Origin of the sequence: Lachnospira sp. CLA-JM-H23 (genome assembly GCF_040096425.1) — a bacterium.
GTDB classification, from domain to species: domain Bacteria; phylum Bacillota; class Clostridia; order Lachnospirales; family Lachnospiraceae; genus Lachnospira; species Lachnospira rogosae.
In genome coordinates, this window is record NZ_JBBMET010000004.1 from 145,767 (window position 1) to 161,826 (window position 16,060).

Sequence of the window (16,060 nt, forward strand, 5' to 3'; positions counted from 1 at the left end):
ACTAATCTAGTATATAGTATCCATCAATTTAATTCAACTACTTAGTGCCGGACTATTTTATAAACTACTCAGTTTATTCTATTACCTATTCCAGATAATTACTCTACAGTTAAGCTTCTTCCCAGTGCAAAGGAATATATTACTTTTTCTTTAACCTTTAAGCCTGTTATCTGTGACAGTGCCATAGCATAGTAATCAATCTGGATAGAATATCTTCTTCTAAGCTCGTCCTCTCCTGCCCTGCCTCTTAACACCCGGTCAGTCTTATAATCAACTATGACAAGCTGTCCGTCCTCAATAAAATACAGGTCAATGACCCCCTGTACAAGCTGTCTGTCATATTCAAATACAAATGGCTGTTCCCTTTTCACCCCGCCGTAAGCATATGCACGCTTAATTCTTTCACCTATTGATGAACCTGCAAATGTATCTATATCCTTAAGCTTTATGCATTCAGCTTGTTTTAATGACAGCTTTTCTTCTCTTACCATTCTGTCAATTTCATTCTTTATATCCTCAGTGCTTCCAGCTTTTGAATAATTCAGACATTCCATAACCCTGTGGTATGCCGTTCCACGTTCATTACTTACAAGCTCTTTTTCTTCACTGCTTATAAACTTAGGAACTGTTGGAATATATTCGTCTGCAGCTTCAGGTTCTGTCCCGCCGTCTGCTTCTTTAACACCGCCAGCCGCTTCTTTAATTCTTTCTGCCTCCATAATGCCCACAGCCTTTTTGATACTGTCTTCCGCAAAAGCATTTTGCTCGTAATCTGCTTCATTCTGCATTTTCTTTAACTCACTGACAGTTACTTTTACTTTTCTGTCTGCATCAGGGTCTTTAATATATGGCGGAAGCTCCTTTAAAGGCGAAGTTCCATAGGCTGTTTTTTCGCCTACCTGACTTTCATCTGCCGCTTGGATTCCGGTCTGGTCAATGTCCGATTTGTTCAATAAAGAATTAATTTCTTCCACACCAATAAGCTTTATATTGAATTCTCCTTTATTGTATTCCTTTCCAGTAAGTACAACTGGAATTACCATATCTGCGAACTTGTCTATCTTCTCGCAGTCAGCATAAGAATATATTCCAGACATTCTAATCTCATCAGCAATTGAATTCCAGCCTGTCATTGCCTTGTCTGTGTCAGTGACATTTCCCATCATAATAAGCTTTTCCCTTGCTCGTGTCATTGCAACATACAGAACTCTTTCTTCCTCGGATATTCCATCTCTTACAATCTTTCTTGCAATCGCCCCTTTTATAATAGTAGATGTCTTGGTCTTGCGGTCAAGATTAACATAATCAGCACCTATGCCCAGCTCTTTATCAATAACAATCCTGCTTCTTGCATCCATTTTATTAATCTGCTTGTTAAGTCCGGCTACAATTACAACCGGAAACTCAAGACCTTTGCTCTTATGTATGCTCATTACCCTTACAGAGTCGCCGTTATCTCCCATACCCTGTGAGTCGGTTATATCTATGTCGTATTTCTGCAATCTTTCTATATATCTTAAGAAATTAAAAAGTCCGCTGTAGCTTGTTCCCTCAAATGAAGATGCCCTGTCCAGAAGCACATCTATATTAGATTGTCTTTTAGCTCCTGCCGGCATAGTTCCTGCGTAATCATAATAACCTGTGTTGTATACAATCTCCCACAGCAAATCATAGATAGTCATTATTCTGGATTTATCTCTTAAGGCATTAAGCTTATCAATAAATGCACTGCATTTCTTATAATCGCAATCCTCGTCCTCATTCTCTGCTATGCTCTTCATCTGCCTGATAAGAAACTTCTGTGAATATTTCTTTCCTGATATTCTTATCTTGCATAATTCATCTTCCGTAAAACCTCCAAAGTATGACAGAAGCACAGAAGCCATAGGTATATCCTGCAATGGATTGTCTATGCAGGTAAGCAGGCTTATAAGTACCTTTATCTCCCTTAATTTAAAATACTGCTGTGCAGTATCTGCCATAGCCGGCACTCCGCAGTCAAGCAGTTCATTGACAAGCACATCTGCCCAGCCTGTAAGCGTTCTTGTGAGAATAACAATATCACCATATTTTATTCTCCTGTAATCTTCAAGGTCAGCATCATACACGTAATAAGCATTATCTTCTGACATAAGTTCTCTTATTCTTAATGCGGCATATCTTGCCTCTGCCCTTATTCCATCGCCGTCCTCATCACCCGACATATCAACAAGCACAATATCTGTGCTTTTCTCACTGTCCTGCCCGAAGTTTCTTTTATCCTCACACGCTGGATAATCTAACCCACAGTTAAGCTGCTGCCTATCATCATACTGTATGCCGCAGAAATTCTTATTCATAACACGGAAGAACACATCATTGGTACTATCAAGAACATTACTTCTGCTTCGGAAATTCTTCTGTAATTCTATCTTACAAGAACTTATATTCTGCTCACCACCGCCAAATGATGTATCTTCGCAGTCATTATACTGTGCTGTATCTTTGCAGTTATCATTCTGCGATGAATAATTATCATACTTGCTCATAAATAACTCAGGACACGCAAGTCTGAACTTATATATACTCTGCTTAACATCTCCAACCATATATACATTATTGAAATAATCGGACATTCTCTGCCTTGATACAGCAGTAAGTATTTCTTCCTGTAACTGGTTGGAATCCTGATACTCGTCTATTAATATCTCATCAAAGCTCTCTGCAAGTTCATCTGCTGTCCTGGTATACTCAATAATACCAGCATTATTCTTTACAAGAATATCAAGTGCAAGATGTTCCATATCATTAAAATCTATTATTCCACGGTCTTTTTTCTGTTCTGACATTCTTTGTGCAAAATCATTAGCAAGCTTTACCATCATAGCAATCATTGGTGCATTAGCTTTCACATCTTCCATTAATGTATCAATATCTGCTGTGAACACACCACTGATAAGGGAATTAATATATTTCTTGAAATTATTTCTTTCATTCTTGACATATTCTTTTAAATCTTCCCTCGCATCAGGCATTTTCTTATTGCTTAATCTGTCAAATACCGTCTTTCTTATTCTTACCGAAAGGTCATCAAAGTCTGGTGCTTCAAGTATTCTTTTAATATTCATATAATCTGAATTGATTGCATCAAGATATGACACCGGACCGTCTACGTGCTGGCAAAGTTCAATCATATATTCATATTTGCGGCAGTAATCACTCAGCGAATTGATAATGCTTTCATACAGGTCAGCTATCGCCCTGTTGTTAGAATTATCTGGTGCTTCATACATATCAAGCGTTTCCTTATACCATTCAGAAGGCCATGGATTGCTTCGTGCAAGATTATATATTTTCTTAATAAGTTCTTCTATATTCTGGTCATTACGTCCTGTTCCATAAGCCTCTACAAGATTAATAAAATCCTCATCTGCGTCTGTATAATAGTCCTCAAGAAGCTCCTGCATTACATCATTCTCAAGAAGTGTAATCTCTCCATTATCTGCCGCCCTGAAACCGGGGTCTAATTCAATCTCTGAAAAATGATTTTTTATTATCCACAGACAGAAACTATCTATTGTTGTTATATGTGCATTGTTAATAAGTGCAATCTGCTTTAAAAGATTGGTATCTGCCTCATTATTGTCAAGCATATCATCAAGCCTGTTTCTTATTCTTGCTTTCATCTCTGCCGCGGCGGCCTTGGTAAATGTAACAACAACAAGTCTGTCTATATCTGTGCTGTTCTCACCTGTAATCATATTGATAATTCGTTCAACAAGAACCGCTGTCTTTCCTGAACCTGCGGCGGCTGACACAAGTATATTCCTGTTCTTAGTATCTATTGCCTTAAGCTGTTCATCAGTCCATTTCTTTGCCATCATTACACCTCTGAATTACTGTCAGTTTCTTTGTTATATTCTTCACTATCGTTATACTTTTCTGTACTGTTATGCTCTTTACTACTGCTGTACGCTTCACCGCTGTTATTCTCATCTATTAATTTCCATATATCTTCTTTGCTTAAATTGGAAAGTCTTCGATAACTTGTACCCGGCATATCTGTGCTAAATCCACACACACTGTTATACTGACAATAAGTACAACTGTTCTCATTACCCTTAATATACGGATTGATATTAATGCTTCCATTAAGTATCTTTCCTGCGTTATTGACATTTTCTTTATCAACATATTCACCAAGCTTATCGAACTCATCAGTTGTCATAACCCTGCTGTATCGCATATCAAGTTCACCAGATTTATTATAACTGACAGGAATATTAACAGATGAACCCTCTGTTGAATCCATCATACTTATAATATTCTTATTAGAATTAACAACGCCTTTCATTCTTAATTCTTTTCTTATAAGTGCCTCGACCTCGTCATCATCTTTCTTCGCCTCAACTATCGGGTCCTGAATATTATAATATAAAAGCCCTGCTGGAATTATATTCTTGTCACCATATTTCTTCTTTTCATATATCATTGCTTCCCTCATATATGTAAGGAGCTGGATTTTCAAGCCATAATATGTCTTTAAAAGATTAAAATCTGACTGTCCTGTCTTGTAATCCACGACTTTGACATATAAATTTTCGTCATCCTCGCACACATCTATACGGTCTATCTTGCCCTTCATATAAAATAGTACATCGTGCGGAAGTTCTTCTATCTGTGTAAGAAATCCCTTCTCAAATGCATCTGGCCTGAATATTCCGTCAGCAAGCTGCTTTCCAATTGCCCACAGTGTCCTGTCAGCGTAATTCTTCATTCTCTGTATAAGATACTCATTACGGCTTGAGTCCTTAAGTATCGTATTGCCATAATTCTCAGCTATTGCATTGATACTCTCTGATACCATCTGGCTTCTTTCCTCATCACTTAAAAGCACGAAGGATTTATTGTTCTGCTTTATATTTTTTGACACATCTTCAATTACAGCGTGAAGAATTGTACCAAAGTCATTAACCGCAAACTGATATTCTTCCCTCTCTTTAAGCCCAAGTCCATACTGGCAGAAATATGCGAACTGGCACGAAGCGAACTGTTCAAATGATGTTACGCTTCCTGTAAGCTCCCTTCCATATAATTCAAGTGCAATTCCCTCTGCAAGCACTTTATTAAGATTGACCTCGCTCCATACAATGTCTGCTTTTGGAATTCGTATATATGCGTGTTCTGCAAATGTATCCTCTCTTGCGTACTCTTTAACAAGCGGAAACATTTTCTTAATCATTCTTATTATGTAAGAAGGAAGAACCGCTTTCATATCCATGCCATTGCGTGCATAAGTTATATAAAGCTTTTCTGATGTCTTTGTCATAATAAGGTATAAATAAAATCTCTGAATAAACGCTTTTTCCCTGACTGACATTGATAATGATACGTCCATACCCTTAAGCCTGTCCCTGTCTGTTTCTGAAAGAACGCTTCTGTTGTCGCTTTTTTTGGGAACATACCCATCATTAACGCCCGCAAAGAACATTACCTTTATATTATCAAGTCTTGTTCTCTCAATATCACCTATTACAACGCAGTCGTTAGCCGGAGGTATAAGTCCTATCTTAATCTCCTCCAATCCAGATGCTATAATGCTGTTGTATTCTTTTAATGTAACCTTCTCACTGCCTAATAATTCAACTATCTTATCTAATAGTTCTATTATCTTCTTATATATCTGTCCATATTCTTCACTATCCACATCTATAGATGACAGCTTCCTTTCACAATCAAGTCCGGCTATGAATTCATATAAAGCCCTGGTAATGGCATCTACATTTCCATCTGCCTCCTTAATATCTTTGTGAAGAACATCTATTGGAGTAATGACTTCGCGTCTTAATCTGTTAAGAAGTCCAAGGTCTGTATCTTCCCTTCCTGTCCTGAACTTTCTTATCCATTCATTGTTCCACTGCTTCCTGCCCTTTATGCCAACCGCAAGACAATAATTATCAAGAATATCTATCTCATCTCTTGTAAGTTGTGTAAATCCTGTTCTTAGATATCTGAACATACTGTCATAGGCATAATTCTTCTCGATAATATCAAGTACTGCGGTAATCATTTCCACTAAGCAGTTATCTGTTATATGACGTTTCTGGTCTAAGAAAAATGGTATTTCATTCTGGGAAAATATATTAGCGGCAAGCTTTCCATACACACCAATATCACCTGTAACAACCGCTATATCACTGTATCTGTAGCCTGACAGACGTGTAAGCTCAAGTATCTTTCCTGTTATATACTGCAATTCGTCCTTCGGCGTTGTCCCTGCATACAAAGCTATATCATTTACTTGACCATTATAATGCCTGCTTCCAGCCCTGAATATATTCTTTTCAAGAAATGCAAGCTCCTTTGACGACTTAAAACGTGATATATTATCATCATCAATCATCACAGCATTTTCTATATTAATATGCTGTTCATCACATATCTTATACAAATGTGCCACTGTATCCTTAGTCATATAGAAAAGGTTCTCAATGCCCTCATTGACATTAACCTTCTCACTTGTATCTATAGTCAGTGCCACCTTAATATCCGTGCATATATCAAGAAGCAGACCAATAAGCCTGTACTGTACAGGCGTAAAGCCAGTAAAACCATCAAGTGCTATCACACTGTCTTTAAGCTTTTCTGACTCCTGCACTTTCCTGCACAGAAGATCAAGTATCTCCTCTGATGTAATGTAATTATCTTTTATAAAATTCCTAAATCCACTATAAACAACATTAATGTCACTTAATTTCATTCCAAGCAGACTGTTATTATCAACAGTTTTATTAATTTCATCTATCTTATCAACAGTTATATCATACTGTAACATCTCTGATATGACTGATTTCATCTCAGCCACAAATCCGGTATTGGATATATTACCACTAAAGAATCGAAGTTCTTTCTTGTGCTGTTCTAATATTCTTCTTACTATAAGATTCTTTCCTGTATCATCAAGAACCGGATAGTCAGAAGCCCCGACCTCCTCAAATACTCTATAAGCAAGCCTTTCAAAGCTTATGACATCTATATTAAGAATTCCCTTTCGTGGGTGAAGCTCAACTACACGCTTCTGTGTTGCCATAGTGTACTGCTCTGGCACGATAATTATATAATCTGTGTCTGGATTGTTAATCGACTCCTCTATTATTGAACTATATAAATATGTTGACTTGCCAGCACCCGATCCTCCAAGTATAAGTTGTAATGACATAATAATCCTCATTTCCGTGCACATTTTTATTCAATGAAACTCATTTAAGTATACCATATATAAGTTCTATTTATATATGAATGCTCATATATTTTATCAAAATAAATGTGTGTTATATGAGGGGGATATATGAGCGGTTCAACCAGGATTGTGGTAATTCCACTTAAGAAACTGATAATTATGGTATGCGTAATTGCTGCTCTTATTATATTAGCGGCAATATTTATATTTGGCGGAAGCAGTTCAGATGCTGCCAAAAGTACAGGTGTTAATATAAGCACCAGCACTGACACAGTAAAAAAGAATACATCTTGTCCTACATATTCACCAGGTGTATACACTTCCTCAATACTTCTTAATGGTACTCCTATAGATATTCAGGTTACAGTTGACTCCGACAATATCAACAATATCGAAATGGTTAATCTTTCAGAGTCCGTGCAGACTATGTATCCTATGCTTAATTCTTCATTTGATGAGATAAAGACCGCCGTTATCAACAACGGCTCAACAGATAATATCACCTACAATGCAGGTAGTAAATATACAGCAACTATGCTGTTATCAGCTATAGACAGTGCACTTGCCAAGGCAAGGAACTAACTGTGTAAAGCATTTAAGTCTTGCAGATAAAACTTTCTACATCAGACACAGCTGTCTGTAACACACTTTCTATACAGACGTATGCAAAAACTTCGGGTAATCTATATCCAGTTTGTTCATAGATTACCCGAAGTTCTATTTTAATTATTAGTTCTCAAAATAACTTATCCCGTCATCATTACTCACATTAATAAAGCCTGCATAGCCTCTTTCTTCAAGCTTTCCTAAGAACTTGCCCATCTTCTTTGGCTTAACATAAAGTGAACATATCTTACCTTCTGCCCTGTACTTTTCTGCAAGCTTATACGCTGCTGTAAGCTCACCATCATCGTACATTACCGCTATCTTATTACCCTTATTAGGAAGGTCAATTCCGTGTTCCATAAGTATAGAGAATATTCTCTCAAATCCGATAGAAAATCCTACTGCACTTACCTGCTGTCCTAAGAACTTGCCAATAAGGTTATCATATCTTCCCCCACCAGCAATTGCGCCCTTAAAATCAATGCTTTCAACCTCAAATACAGTTCCTGTGTAGTATCCCTGTCCTCTTACTAATGAAAGGTCGAATACAACATTGAACTCACCATTACAAAGCTCATTAACTGACTTCATAATATATTCGAGGCTTTCTGCTGGTGCTTTATCTACAAGAATATCTTTAACTGACTCTAAAGAAATCTCCTGTGGATTGCTTACATTTGCAAGAAATCCTGTAAACTTGGCTATAGCTGCTTCTGCGAATTCCTTCTCCTCAAGTTCCTTCTTAACGCCCTCAAGACCAACTTTATCCATCTTATCAAATGTTATACATACACTGTCAAGCTGGCTTTCTTCAAATCCGCAGTCCATAAGAAATGCTCTTAAAAGTCGTCTGTCATTAACTTTAACCTTAAAGTTCTTCATTCCTATAGCCTTAAGTGCTTTAGTTGTTATAAGTATAAGCTCAACCTCTGAATCTCTTGAATCAGAACCTATAATATCTATATCACACTGTACGAATTCTCTTAATCTGCCCTTCTGTGGACGTTCTGCCCTGTACACTCTGTCCATCTGTATACACTTCATTGGAAGTGTAAGCTTGTCCTTATTATTAGCAAAATATCTGCTTAAAGGAAGTGTAAGGTCATATCTTAAGCCCATATCCGCAAGAACATTTTCATTCTGTGAAGTAACTCCGCTTGCAAGTGCCTTGTCAAGCTTGTCGCCTCTCTTCATAATCTTAAATATAAGATTAAGGTTTTCTCCACCATCACTCTTATCAAGATTTTCAATATCTTCAATAACCGGAGTTGTTATATGTTCAAAACCATTCTCTACATATACTTTTAATATTTCATTCTGGAGATAATCTCTTATCTCTACTTCATTAGGAAGATAATCATTAGTACCTTTTACAGATGTAATCTTCATTCCATTGTCCTCCATTATTACAATTATTACACAATAACTCCCACCATTATATGTGGCGGGAGTTACTTAAACACATTCAATTAACAATTATGCTTCGTCTATAGCTTTACCTATATCGTGACGCATATATTTATTATCAAAATTAACCCATTCTGTCGCTTCATAAGCATTAGCACGGGCTTTCTTTAAATCCTCACCTAATGCTGTTACGCCAAGAACTCGTCCACCATTAGTAACAACCTTGCCTTCTTCGTTGAACTTAGTACCAGCGTGGAATAAAAAGTATGAATCTTTACCCTTGAAATTCTCCATACCTGTTATCTCAAAGCCCTTCTTGTACTCAAGTGGGTAACCGTCTGATGCAAGAACTACGCATACACACGCATTATCAGTAAACTTAAGATCTATCTTATCTAATGTTCCGTCTATGCACGCTTCAAATACATCAATTATATCATTCTCCATTCTTGGAAGAACAACCTGTGCTTCAGGATCACCAAATCTTGCATTATATTCAAGTACCTTAGGACCTTCTGGTGTAAGCATAAGTCCAAAGAATATAACACCCTTAAATGGTCTTCCCTCTGCCTTCATCGCATCAACTGTTGCCTGATATATGTGTGCCTTGCAGAAATCATCAACTTCCTTAGTATAAAATGGTGATGGTGAGAAGTTACCCATACCACCTGTATTAAGCCCCTGATCTCCGTCCTTGGCTCTCTTATGATCCTGTGCAGAAGACATTATCTTTATCGTATTACCGTCAACAAATGAAAGAACTGAAACTTCACGTCCTGTCATAAATTCTTCTACTACAATTGTATTACCTGCTGAACCGAACTTCTTGTCAAGCATAAGCTCGTCTACACCGTCAAGTGCCATCTGCTTGTCTTCACATATAAGAACGCCCTTTCCAAGTGCAAGACCATCAGCCTTAAGAACGATAGGATACTTAGCTGTTTCAAGATACTTCTTAGCTTCATCAGCAGATGTAAATGTCTCATATGCTGCTGTTGGTATATTGTATTTCTTCATAAGGTCCTTAGAAAATGCCTTTGAACCCTCAAGTATAGCTGCATTCTTTCTAGGTCCGAATACCCTTAAACCTTCTGCCTCAAATGCATCAACAATACCGCCAACAAGTGGATCATCCATACCAATTACAGTAAGGTCGATTGCATTTTCCTTAGCAAATGCAACAAGCTTATCAAATTCCATAGCTTTAATATCAACACATTCCGCAACCTCAGCAATACCTGCATTACCAGGTGCACAATATATCTTATCAACCTTAGGGCTCTGGCTTATCTTCCAGCATATGGCGTGCTCACGTCCACCGCTGCCTACAACTAAAACCTTCATCTGTTCTTCCTCCAATATAATCTAGTCTTTCTAGTTATCATGTTCATTAGCTATCTTGTTAATAGCGGCAGGCAGTAACTTCCATTCTGCCTGTTCCATAACTCTCTTTTGAAGAATTTCTGGCGTGTCACCATCTTTAACTTCAACAGCTTTCTGGAATATAATCTCTCCTGTATCCATTCCTTCATCTACATAATGCACTGTTGCACCTGTAACCTTAACACCTTTGGCAAGTGCAGCTTCGTGAACGTGAAGTCCGTAAAAGCCTACACCGCAAAAAGATGGGATGAGTGATGGGTGGATATTAATAATTCTATGGCTGTATTCGTGTACCATTTCTTCTGGAATTTTAACAAGGAAGCCCGCAAGCACAACAAGGTCTACATTAAGCGAATTAACCTTTTCAAGAAGTGCTTTATTAAATTCATCTCTTGTAGCATAATCCTTAGGTGATACACAATAAGCTGGTATTCCATTCTCTTTAGCTCTTGTAAGAGCATAAGCATTAGCATTATTACTTATAACAGCAGCAATCTGTGTATTAGTAATTGTCTTGTCCTTTACACCATCAATTATAGCCTGAAGATTAGTTCCACCTCCAGATACCATAACAGCTATTCTTAGCATAAAGTTACTCCCTTCTCACCTGCTTCAATATTACCGATAACATAAGGTGTCTCACCAGCAGCTTTAATAGCTCCCATAGTTGTATCTACGTCCTCAGGGGCTACTGCAAGTACAAGACCAATACCCATATTAAATGTGTTATACATCATATCTTCTTCAACCTCGCCATCTGTCTGTAACATCTTAAAGATTGGAGGAACTTCATAGCTGTCTTTCTTTACAACAGCTCTTACACCATCTGGTAACATTCTTGGAATGTTCTCATAGAAACCGCCACCTGTGATATGGCTGCATCCCTTAACACGAACTCCTGCGTTCTTAATAGACTTCATAGTCTTAACATATATCTTAGTTGGAGCAAGTAAAGCCTCTCCAAGTGTCTTGCCAAGTGAATCGTAATATGTATTAAGTGACTCTTCTGTTATTGTGAATACACTTCTTACAAGTGAAAATCCATTAGAATGAACACCACTTGAAGCAATACCGATAAGTGTATCGCCCGGCTTAATATTCTCACCTGTTATAAGGTCTTTTCTATCTACAACACCTACAGCAAATCCAGCAACATCATATTCATCTACTGGCATAAGTCCTGGGTGTTCTGCTGTTTCACCTCCGATAAGTGCACATTCTGACTGACGGCAGCCCTCTGCTACACCACCTACGATTGTTGCAATCTTTTCTGGATAGTTCTTTCCACATGCAATATAGTCAAGGAAGAAAAGAGGTTCTCCACCTGCACATACAACATCATTAACACACATTGCAACTGCATCAATACCGATTGTATCGTGCTTATCCATAATAAAAGCAAGCTTAACCTTTGTTCCACAGCCATCTGTTCCTGAAAGAAGAACCGGGTCTTCCATCTGCTTAATCTTCTCAAGTGAAAATGCACCTGAAAATCCACCGATACCACCTAACACTTCTGGTCTGAATGTAGACTTGACCGCATCTTTCATTAATTCAACTGACTTGTAACCTGCTTCGATATCAACACCAGCATTCTTGTAATCCATTGTAATCCTCCATTCTTACGCAGCTTATCTGCGAATAACTATGTATGCTTTATAAGCACCATTTTATAATTTAACGACAATCTGATATTTTAATTACTTTGCGTAATTCTTGTATCCAACTTCCTGAAGTCTTGCATCTTTAGCCTGAACACTTTCCTTTAATTCCTTAGTATAATTCTTAAGCCTTTCAAGAAGCTGTTCATCTGATGTCGCAAGAATCTTAGCTGCAAGAATACCTGCATTAGCACCACCATTAATAGCAACTGTTGCAACAGGAATTCCTGTTGGCATCTGTACTATTGAATATAACGAATCTCTACCACCTAAAGAAGTTGTGTGCATTGGAATACCAATAACTGGCATAGGGAATATTGCCGCACACATTCCTGGCAGATGTGCTGCCATTCCTGCTCCTGCAATGATAACCTTGAATCCTTTCTGTTCTGCTGTCTTCGCATATTCAAAGAATACATCTGGTTCTCTGTGAGCAGAGATAATTGTCATCTCATATGAGATACCTAACTTGTCTAATATGTCTGCTGCCTTTGCCATAACAGGCATATCAGAATCACTACCCATAACTATTCCTACTAAAGCCATGTTTAACTTCCTCCATTCTGATAGAAATACAACTATCATCTTAAAATAATATTAAATCACTTATCATTTCATATTATCTGATAAATCATCCATCTGGATAATTAAACAGATAATATAATACAATACCTATAATATTTTACTTTGTTTTAGATATATCGTCAAGGAATTTAACATAAACCGTGTTATTGAACAAATGTCTGTTTTAATCTTCAAACGGTTCGTTAAGCATATCAGTTCCTGAAAGCACAAATCTTCCATTTTCTATTATGCTTGTTTCTTTTCCTGAATAGTCTACAACTGATATTCTTCCAATTTCATCATATGGAATTGTAATATCTGTATGACAATTGTAATATGCCTTGTCAGGCTCACTCTTTCTTAATAAAGACACCTCATTATCCCTTGAGATTATCTCCTTGCCATCAGGATTGAACACTGCAACATCCTCTGACCTTGAATAGCACGTATCACCAAGTGCAAAATGTGGTCCCATTTTCTCAACAATAAGAATTGGAAGTAGATACACAATATCATATCTGTTCGCTGACACATATGCTGTAGTATTAGTTCCTATTGCAAATTCACCGATTGGAAGTGTATTGTGGTTAAACAGGACATTTTCTTTAAATAAATCCTTGCAACGCTTCTCATCCTCATAATTATCACACATATAATCCGTGACAAAACCATCTTTAAAATGCACCTTAAGATTCTTGAAATTAATGTCGTTAAGATATACCTTGCTTACATTAAGCACGCCCTCTGTTCCCTTAAGGACTGGCGATGTAAATACTTCACCAAGCGGTATATTAACATCTGCAAGACAATTCTCAAATACTGTCTGCTTACTGCCATCATTAACCTTCATTATAGATACTTTCATATCCGTTTCATTGCCGTTACAGCCTTTGACCCTGACATACTCTGCTGTATCAAGCACATCTATAATTCTCTGCTGGACAACCTTGTACTTGTCATAATCAAGAGTATTTATCTTGACAATCTCATCAAAAATCTCAGTGAACTTATCGCCTGCCTCTGGTGATGGATAAGCTATTATAGTAAAGCTTCTCTCCTCGCCTTTAATATATGAATTAACTATAGCTCCTGATTCATTATTATATTTGACTATAAGCTTCTGCTGTTTATCATCAAGATGATAACATTCTTTAGCATCATCTGGCTCAAATGGCTTCTCACCAAATACTTCCATAACAGCAGGACCGCCGTGTACATCGGCAAGCTCTTTATGCTTTTCATACGCATTTTTTAATGCACCAAGCTTTCTCTCAACAAAATCTCCGTCAAGATATAGTGCATTATCAAATCTATGGTCAAATTCCATCTGTTTATTAGGACTTGCGCCATAATAGCCTATCTTAATATGCATACGCTTGTTAATTGAATTAACTGCCGCCCTGTATATAGTAGGCTTAAGCCCCATTGCCTCAAACTGCTTTATCTCTTCTCTTACAAGTCTTTCAAAGCCTACGCAGTATCTGATATTGACAGTCTGCTTCTTCTCTAACGGCTTATTGCCAAGAATAAATCCCTTTCGGTATCCTTCTGTAAATGTTGCCGCCATATCTTTTATCTGCTGTTCAGATAATGAGTTCAAATGCTGTGCCATTTTAATTTCATTATCAGTAATATATTCCCCATATCTGTACAGATATCTTAAATCATTCAAATCGCTGTCCATAATAATTCTTACAGCAAAATCCAGTGATGGGTCTATAAGTTCCCTTATCCTGTATTCAATATGGTCATCACTGTAATCACTTACATACCAGTAGACTGCTTCCTTAAGATGCTTATAATCAGCCTCTGTATTATCAGCCGCACAGTCCTTAACTATGCAGTAAAGCTCAATAAACAGCTCAATAAGTGCTGTTGCATCTGCTAATCTTCGCTCATACATATATACAATCAGACCCCTGATTTCCATATATACCATTGAGAATAATCTTCCGCACTGCTCTCCAAAGCACCTAACACTAACTCTTGGATTAGCATAACTTGTATTATAGGCTTCTCCTGTCACATCTTTATATAAAGCCCTGTTATATTCGCCAAGCTCCTCTAATGAAGCGTTATCAAATGCTTTGCCAGCTATATCATTCTTGAGCTTATCCATAAGCAGTATAAACGCCGATACATTTTTAAAATAATCAGCATAACTGCCAGCACCATAATCTGACAGCTCATCATCTTTATTAATCTCTGATATTCTTTCTATTGCAAGCGAATATCTTTCTTCTATATTATCATCAAACATATTAATCTCCATTTCTATAATAAATATATATATTAATATCCATTACTATATATATAACAATCCTATTATTTTACATTGTCACACAACAAATGTACTAATCTCTAATACTGCACAACTATTATATTATTCTTTATTGTTACACAAAAATATATTAGCAATTACACTATACCCATAAGGAATACCGCTGCCATAAATACTGCGAGTATTCCACATAACAGTGAGCCCACCTTTGATAAAGTATAGAATTTATCATCTTCCTTAAAGCTAAGAAGCCCGATTACTGAACCTATTATTGAAAATAACAGACTTAACAGTCCAAGACTTCCTACCTTTAAACCTGCATATCCTTCAGCTTTGTAGGATAAATACACGCCATATATTAAGGAAGCCAATGCAAGCAGACCCATTATGGTAGATATTATTCCACCAAGCGACTGCCTTTTATCCGAAAACTTGTATTTATTAAATAATTTCACGCTTAATCCTCTCTTCTAATAATTTTGTACCAGACTGCATATATGATGTATCCTGTCAGTCCTCCCAGACAATTTAATATCAAATCATCTACATCGCAGCTTCCAACCATAGTTATAAGCTGTGTAAGCTCTATTGCCAAAGAAAGACTAAATGAATATAAAGTTGTTGCTATTAATTTAATTCTTCTGTGAGATAGCACTGGAAGAAATATTCCAAAAGGAATAAACGCAACAACATTTCCTATAATATTAAGTCTTGCTATTCTTCCAAGTGAATCATTATCTAATATATATTTCCAGAACCTTTTTATTTCTTTAAAAGGTTCCAGATTGTATATATGTCTTGTCTGCGATGTCCTTCCCATTGACTCAGCAAAGAATACAACGTATATAAGCAGACACATATATATAACAAAAATTATCCATTTCATAACATTATGAAACTTCTGCTTATTCATAATCTCTCTCCACACAATATAATATG

General features: G+C 36.9%; 11 protein-coding genes. 1 reads left to right on the top strand and 10 read right to left on the bottom strand.

Translation table 11 applies throughout. The annotated features are described in order from the left end of the window. Positions 1 to 98: 98 nt before the first annotated feature. Together WMO42_RS06725 and WMO42_RS06730 are read right to left on the bottom strand one after the other, a co-directional pair. Positions 99 to 3,863 (bottom strand): UvrD-helicase domain-containing protein, encoded by a 3,765-nt coding sequence (locus WMO42_RS06725; RefSeq protein ID WP_349191840.1) that lies wholly within the window; start codon positions 3,861 to 3,863, stop codon positions 99 to 101. Continuing rightward, a complete protein-coding gene (locus tag WMO42_RS06730) occupies positions 3,863 to 7,198 on the bottom strand; it encodes a PD-(D/E)XK nuclease family protein (protein WP_349191841.1) in 3,336 nt (1,111 codons plus the stop codon). Before WMO42_RS06730 ends, WMO42_RS06725 begins: the two co-directional genes overlap by 1 nt. Positions 7,199 to 7,327: 129 nt before the next feature. On the opposite strand from WMO42_RS06730, the gene WMO42_RS06735 reads away from it, so the two are divergent. After that, on the top strand, positions 7,328 to 7,801 hold the full coding sequence (locus WMO42_RS06735; protein ID WP_349172425.1) for a hypothetical protein: 474 nt from the start codon (positions 7,328 to 7,330) through the stop codon (positions 7,799 to 7,801). A 147-nt stretch (positions 7,802 to 7,948) separates the two neighbouring features. On the opposite strand, the gene hisS is transcribed toward WMO42_RS06735, so the two are convergent. The 8 genes from hisS to WMO42_RS06775 all read right to left on the bottom strand — a co-directional run bounded on the left by hisS (position 7,949) and on the right by WMO42_RS06775 (position 16,034). Beyond that, positions 7,949 to 9,214, bottom strand: a complete 1,266-nt coding sequence (hisS, locus tag WMO42_RS06740) for a histidine--tRNA ligase (protein ID WP_349191843.1) — start codon at positions 9,212 to 9,214, stop codon at positions 7,949 to 7,951. 87 nt (positions 9,215 to 9,301) lie between these two features. After that, on the bottom strand, positions 9,302 to 10,576 hold the full coding sequence (gene purD, locus WMO42_RS06745; protein WP_055176277.1) for a phosphoribosylamine--glycine ligase: 1,275 nt from the start codon (positions 10,574 to 10,576) through the stop codon (positions 9,302 to 9,304). Between the two features lie 30 nt (positions 10,577 to 10,606). Further along, positions 10,607 to 11,203: a phosphoribosylglycinamide formyltransferase gene (purN, locus tag WMO42_RS06750; protein WP_022502328.1), complete on the bottom strand. Its 597-nt coding sequence runs from the start codon at positions 11,201 to 11,203 to the stop codon at positions 10,607 to 10,609. Next, entirely contained in the window at positions 11,197 to 12,222 is a 1,026-nt protein-coding gene (gene purM, locus WMO42_RS06755; RefSeq protein ID WP_349191845.1) for a phosphoribosylformylglycinamidine cyclo-ligase, read from the bottom strand. Before purM ends, purN begins: the two co-directional genes overlap by 7 nt. 93 nt (positions 12,223 to 12,315) lie before the next feature. Continuing rightward, positions 12,316 to 12,822 carry a 5-(carboxyamino)imidazole ribonucleotide mutase gene (gene purE, locus WMO42_RS06760; protein WP_022502330.1) on the bottom strand — a complete coding sequence of 169 codons (507 nt, stop codon included), beginning with the start codon at positions 12,820 to 12,822 and terminating at the stop codon, positions 12,316 to 12,318. A 202-nt stretch (positions 12,823 to 13,024) separates the two neighbouring features. Next, positions 13,025 to 15,100, bottom strand: a complete 2,076-nt coding sequence (locus WMO42_RS06765; protein ID WP_022502331.1) for an aminopeptidase — start codon at positions 15,098 to 15,100, stop codon at positions 13,025 to 13,027. 158 nt (positions 15,101 to 15,258) lie between these two features. Next, positions 15,259 to 15,576, bottom strand: coding sequence for a DUF6142 family protein (locus WMO42_RS06770; RefSeq protein ID WP_022502332.1), 318 nt, complete (start codon positions 15,574 to 15,576; stop codon positions 15,259 to 15,261). A gap of 2 nt (positions 15,577 to 15,578) precedes the next feature. Next, entirely contained in the window at positions 15,579 to 16,034 is a 456-nt protein-coding gene (locus WMO42_RS06775; RefSeq protein ID WP_070101494.1) for a VanZ family protein, read from the bottom strand. Positions 16,035 to 16,060: the final 26 nt, after the last annotated feature.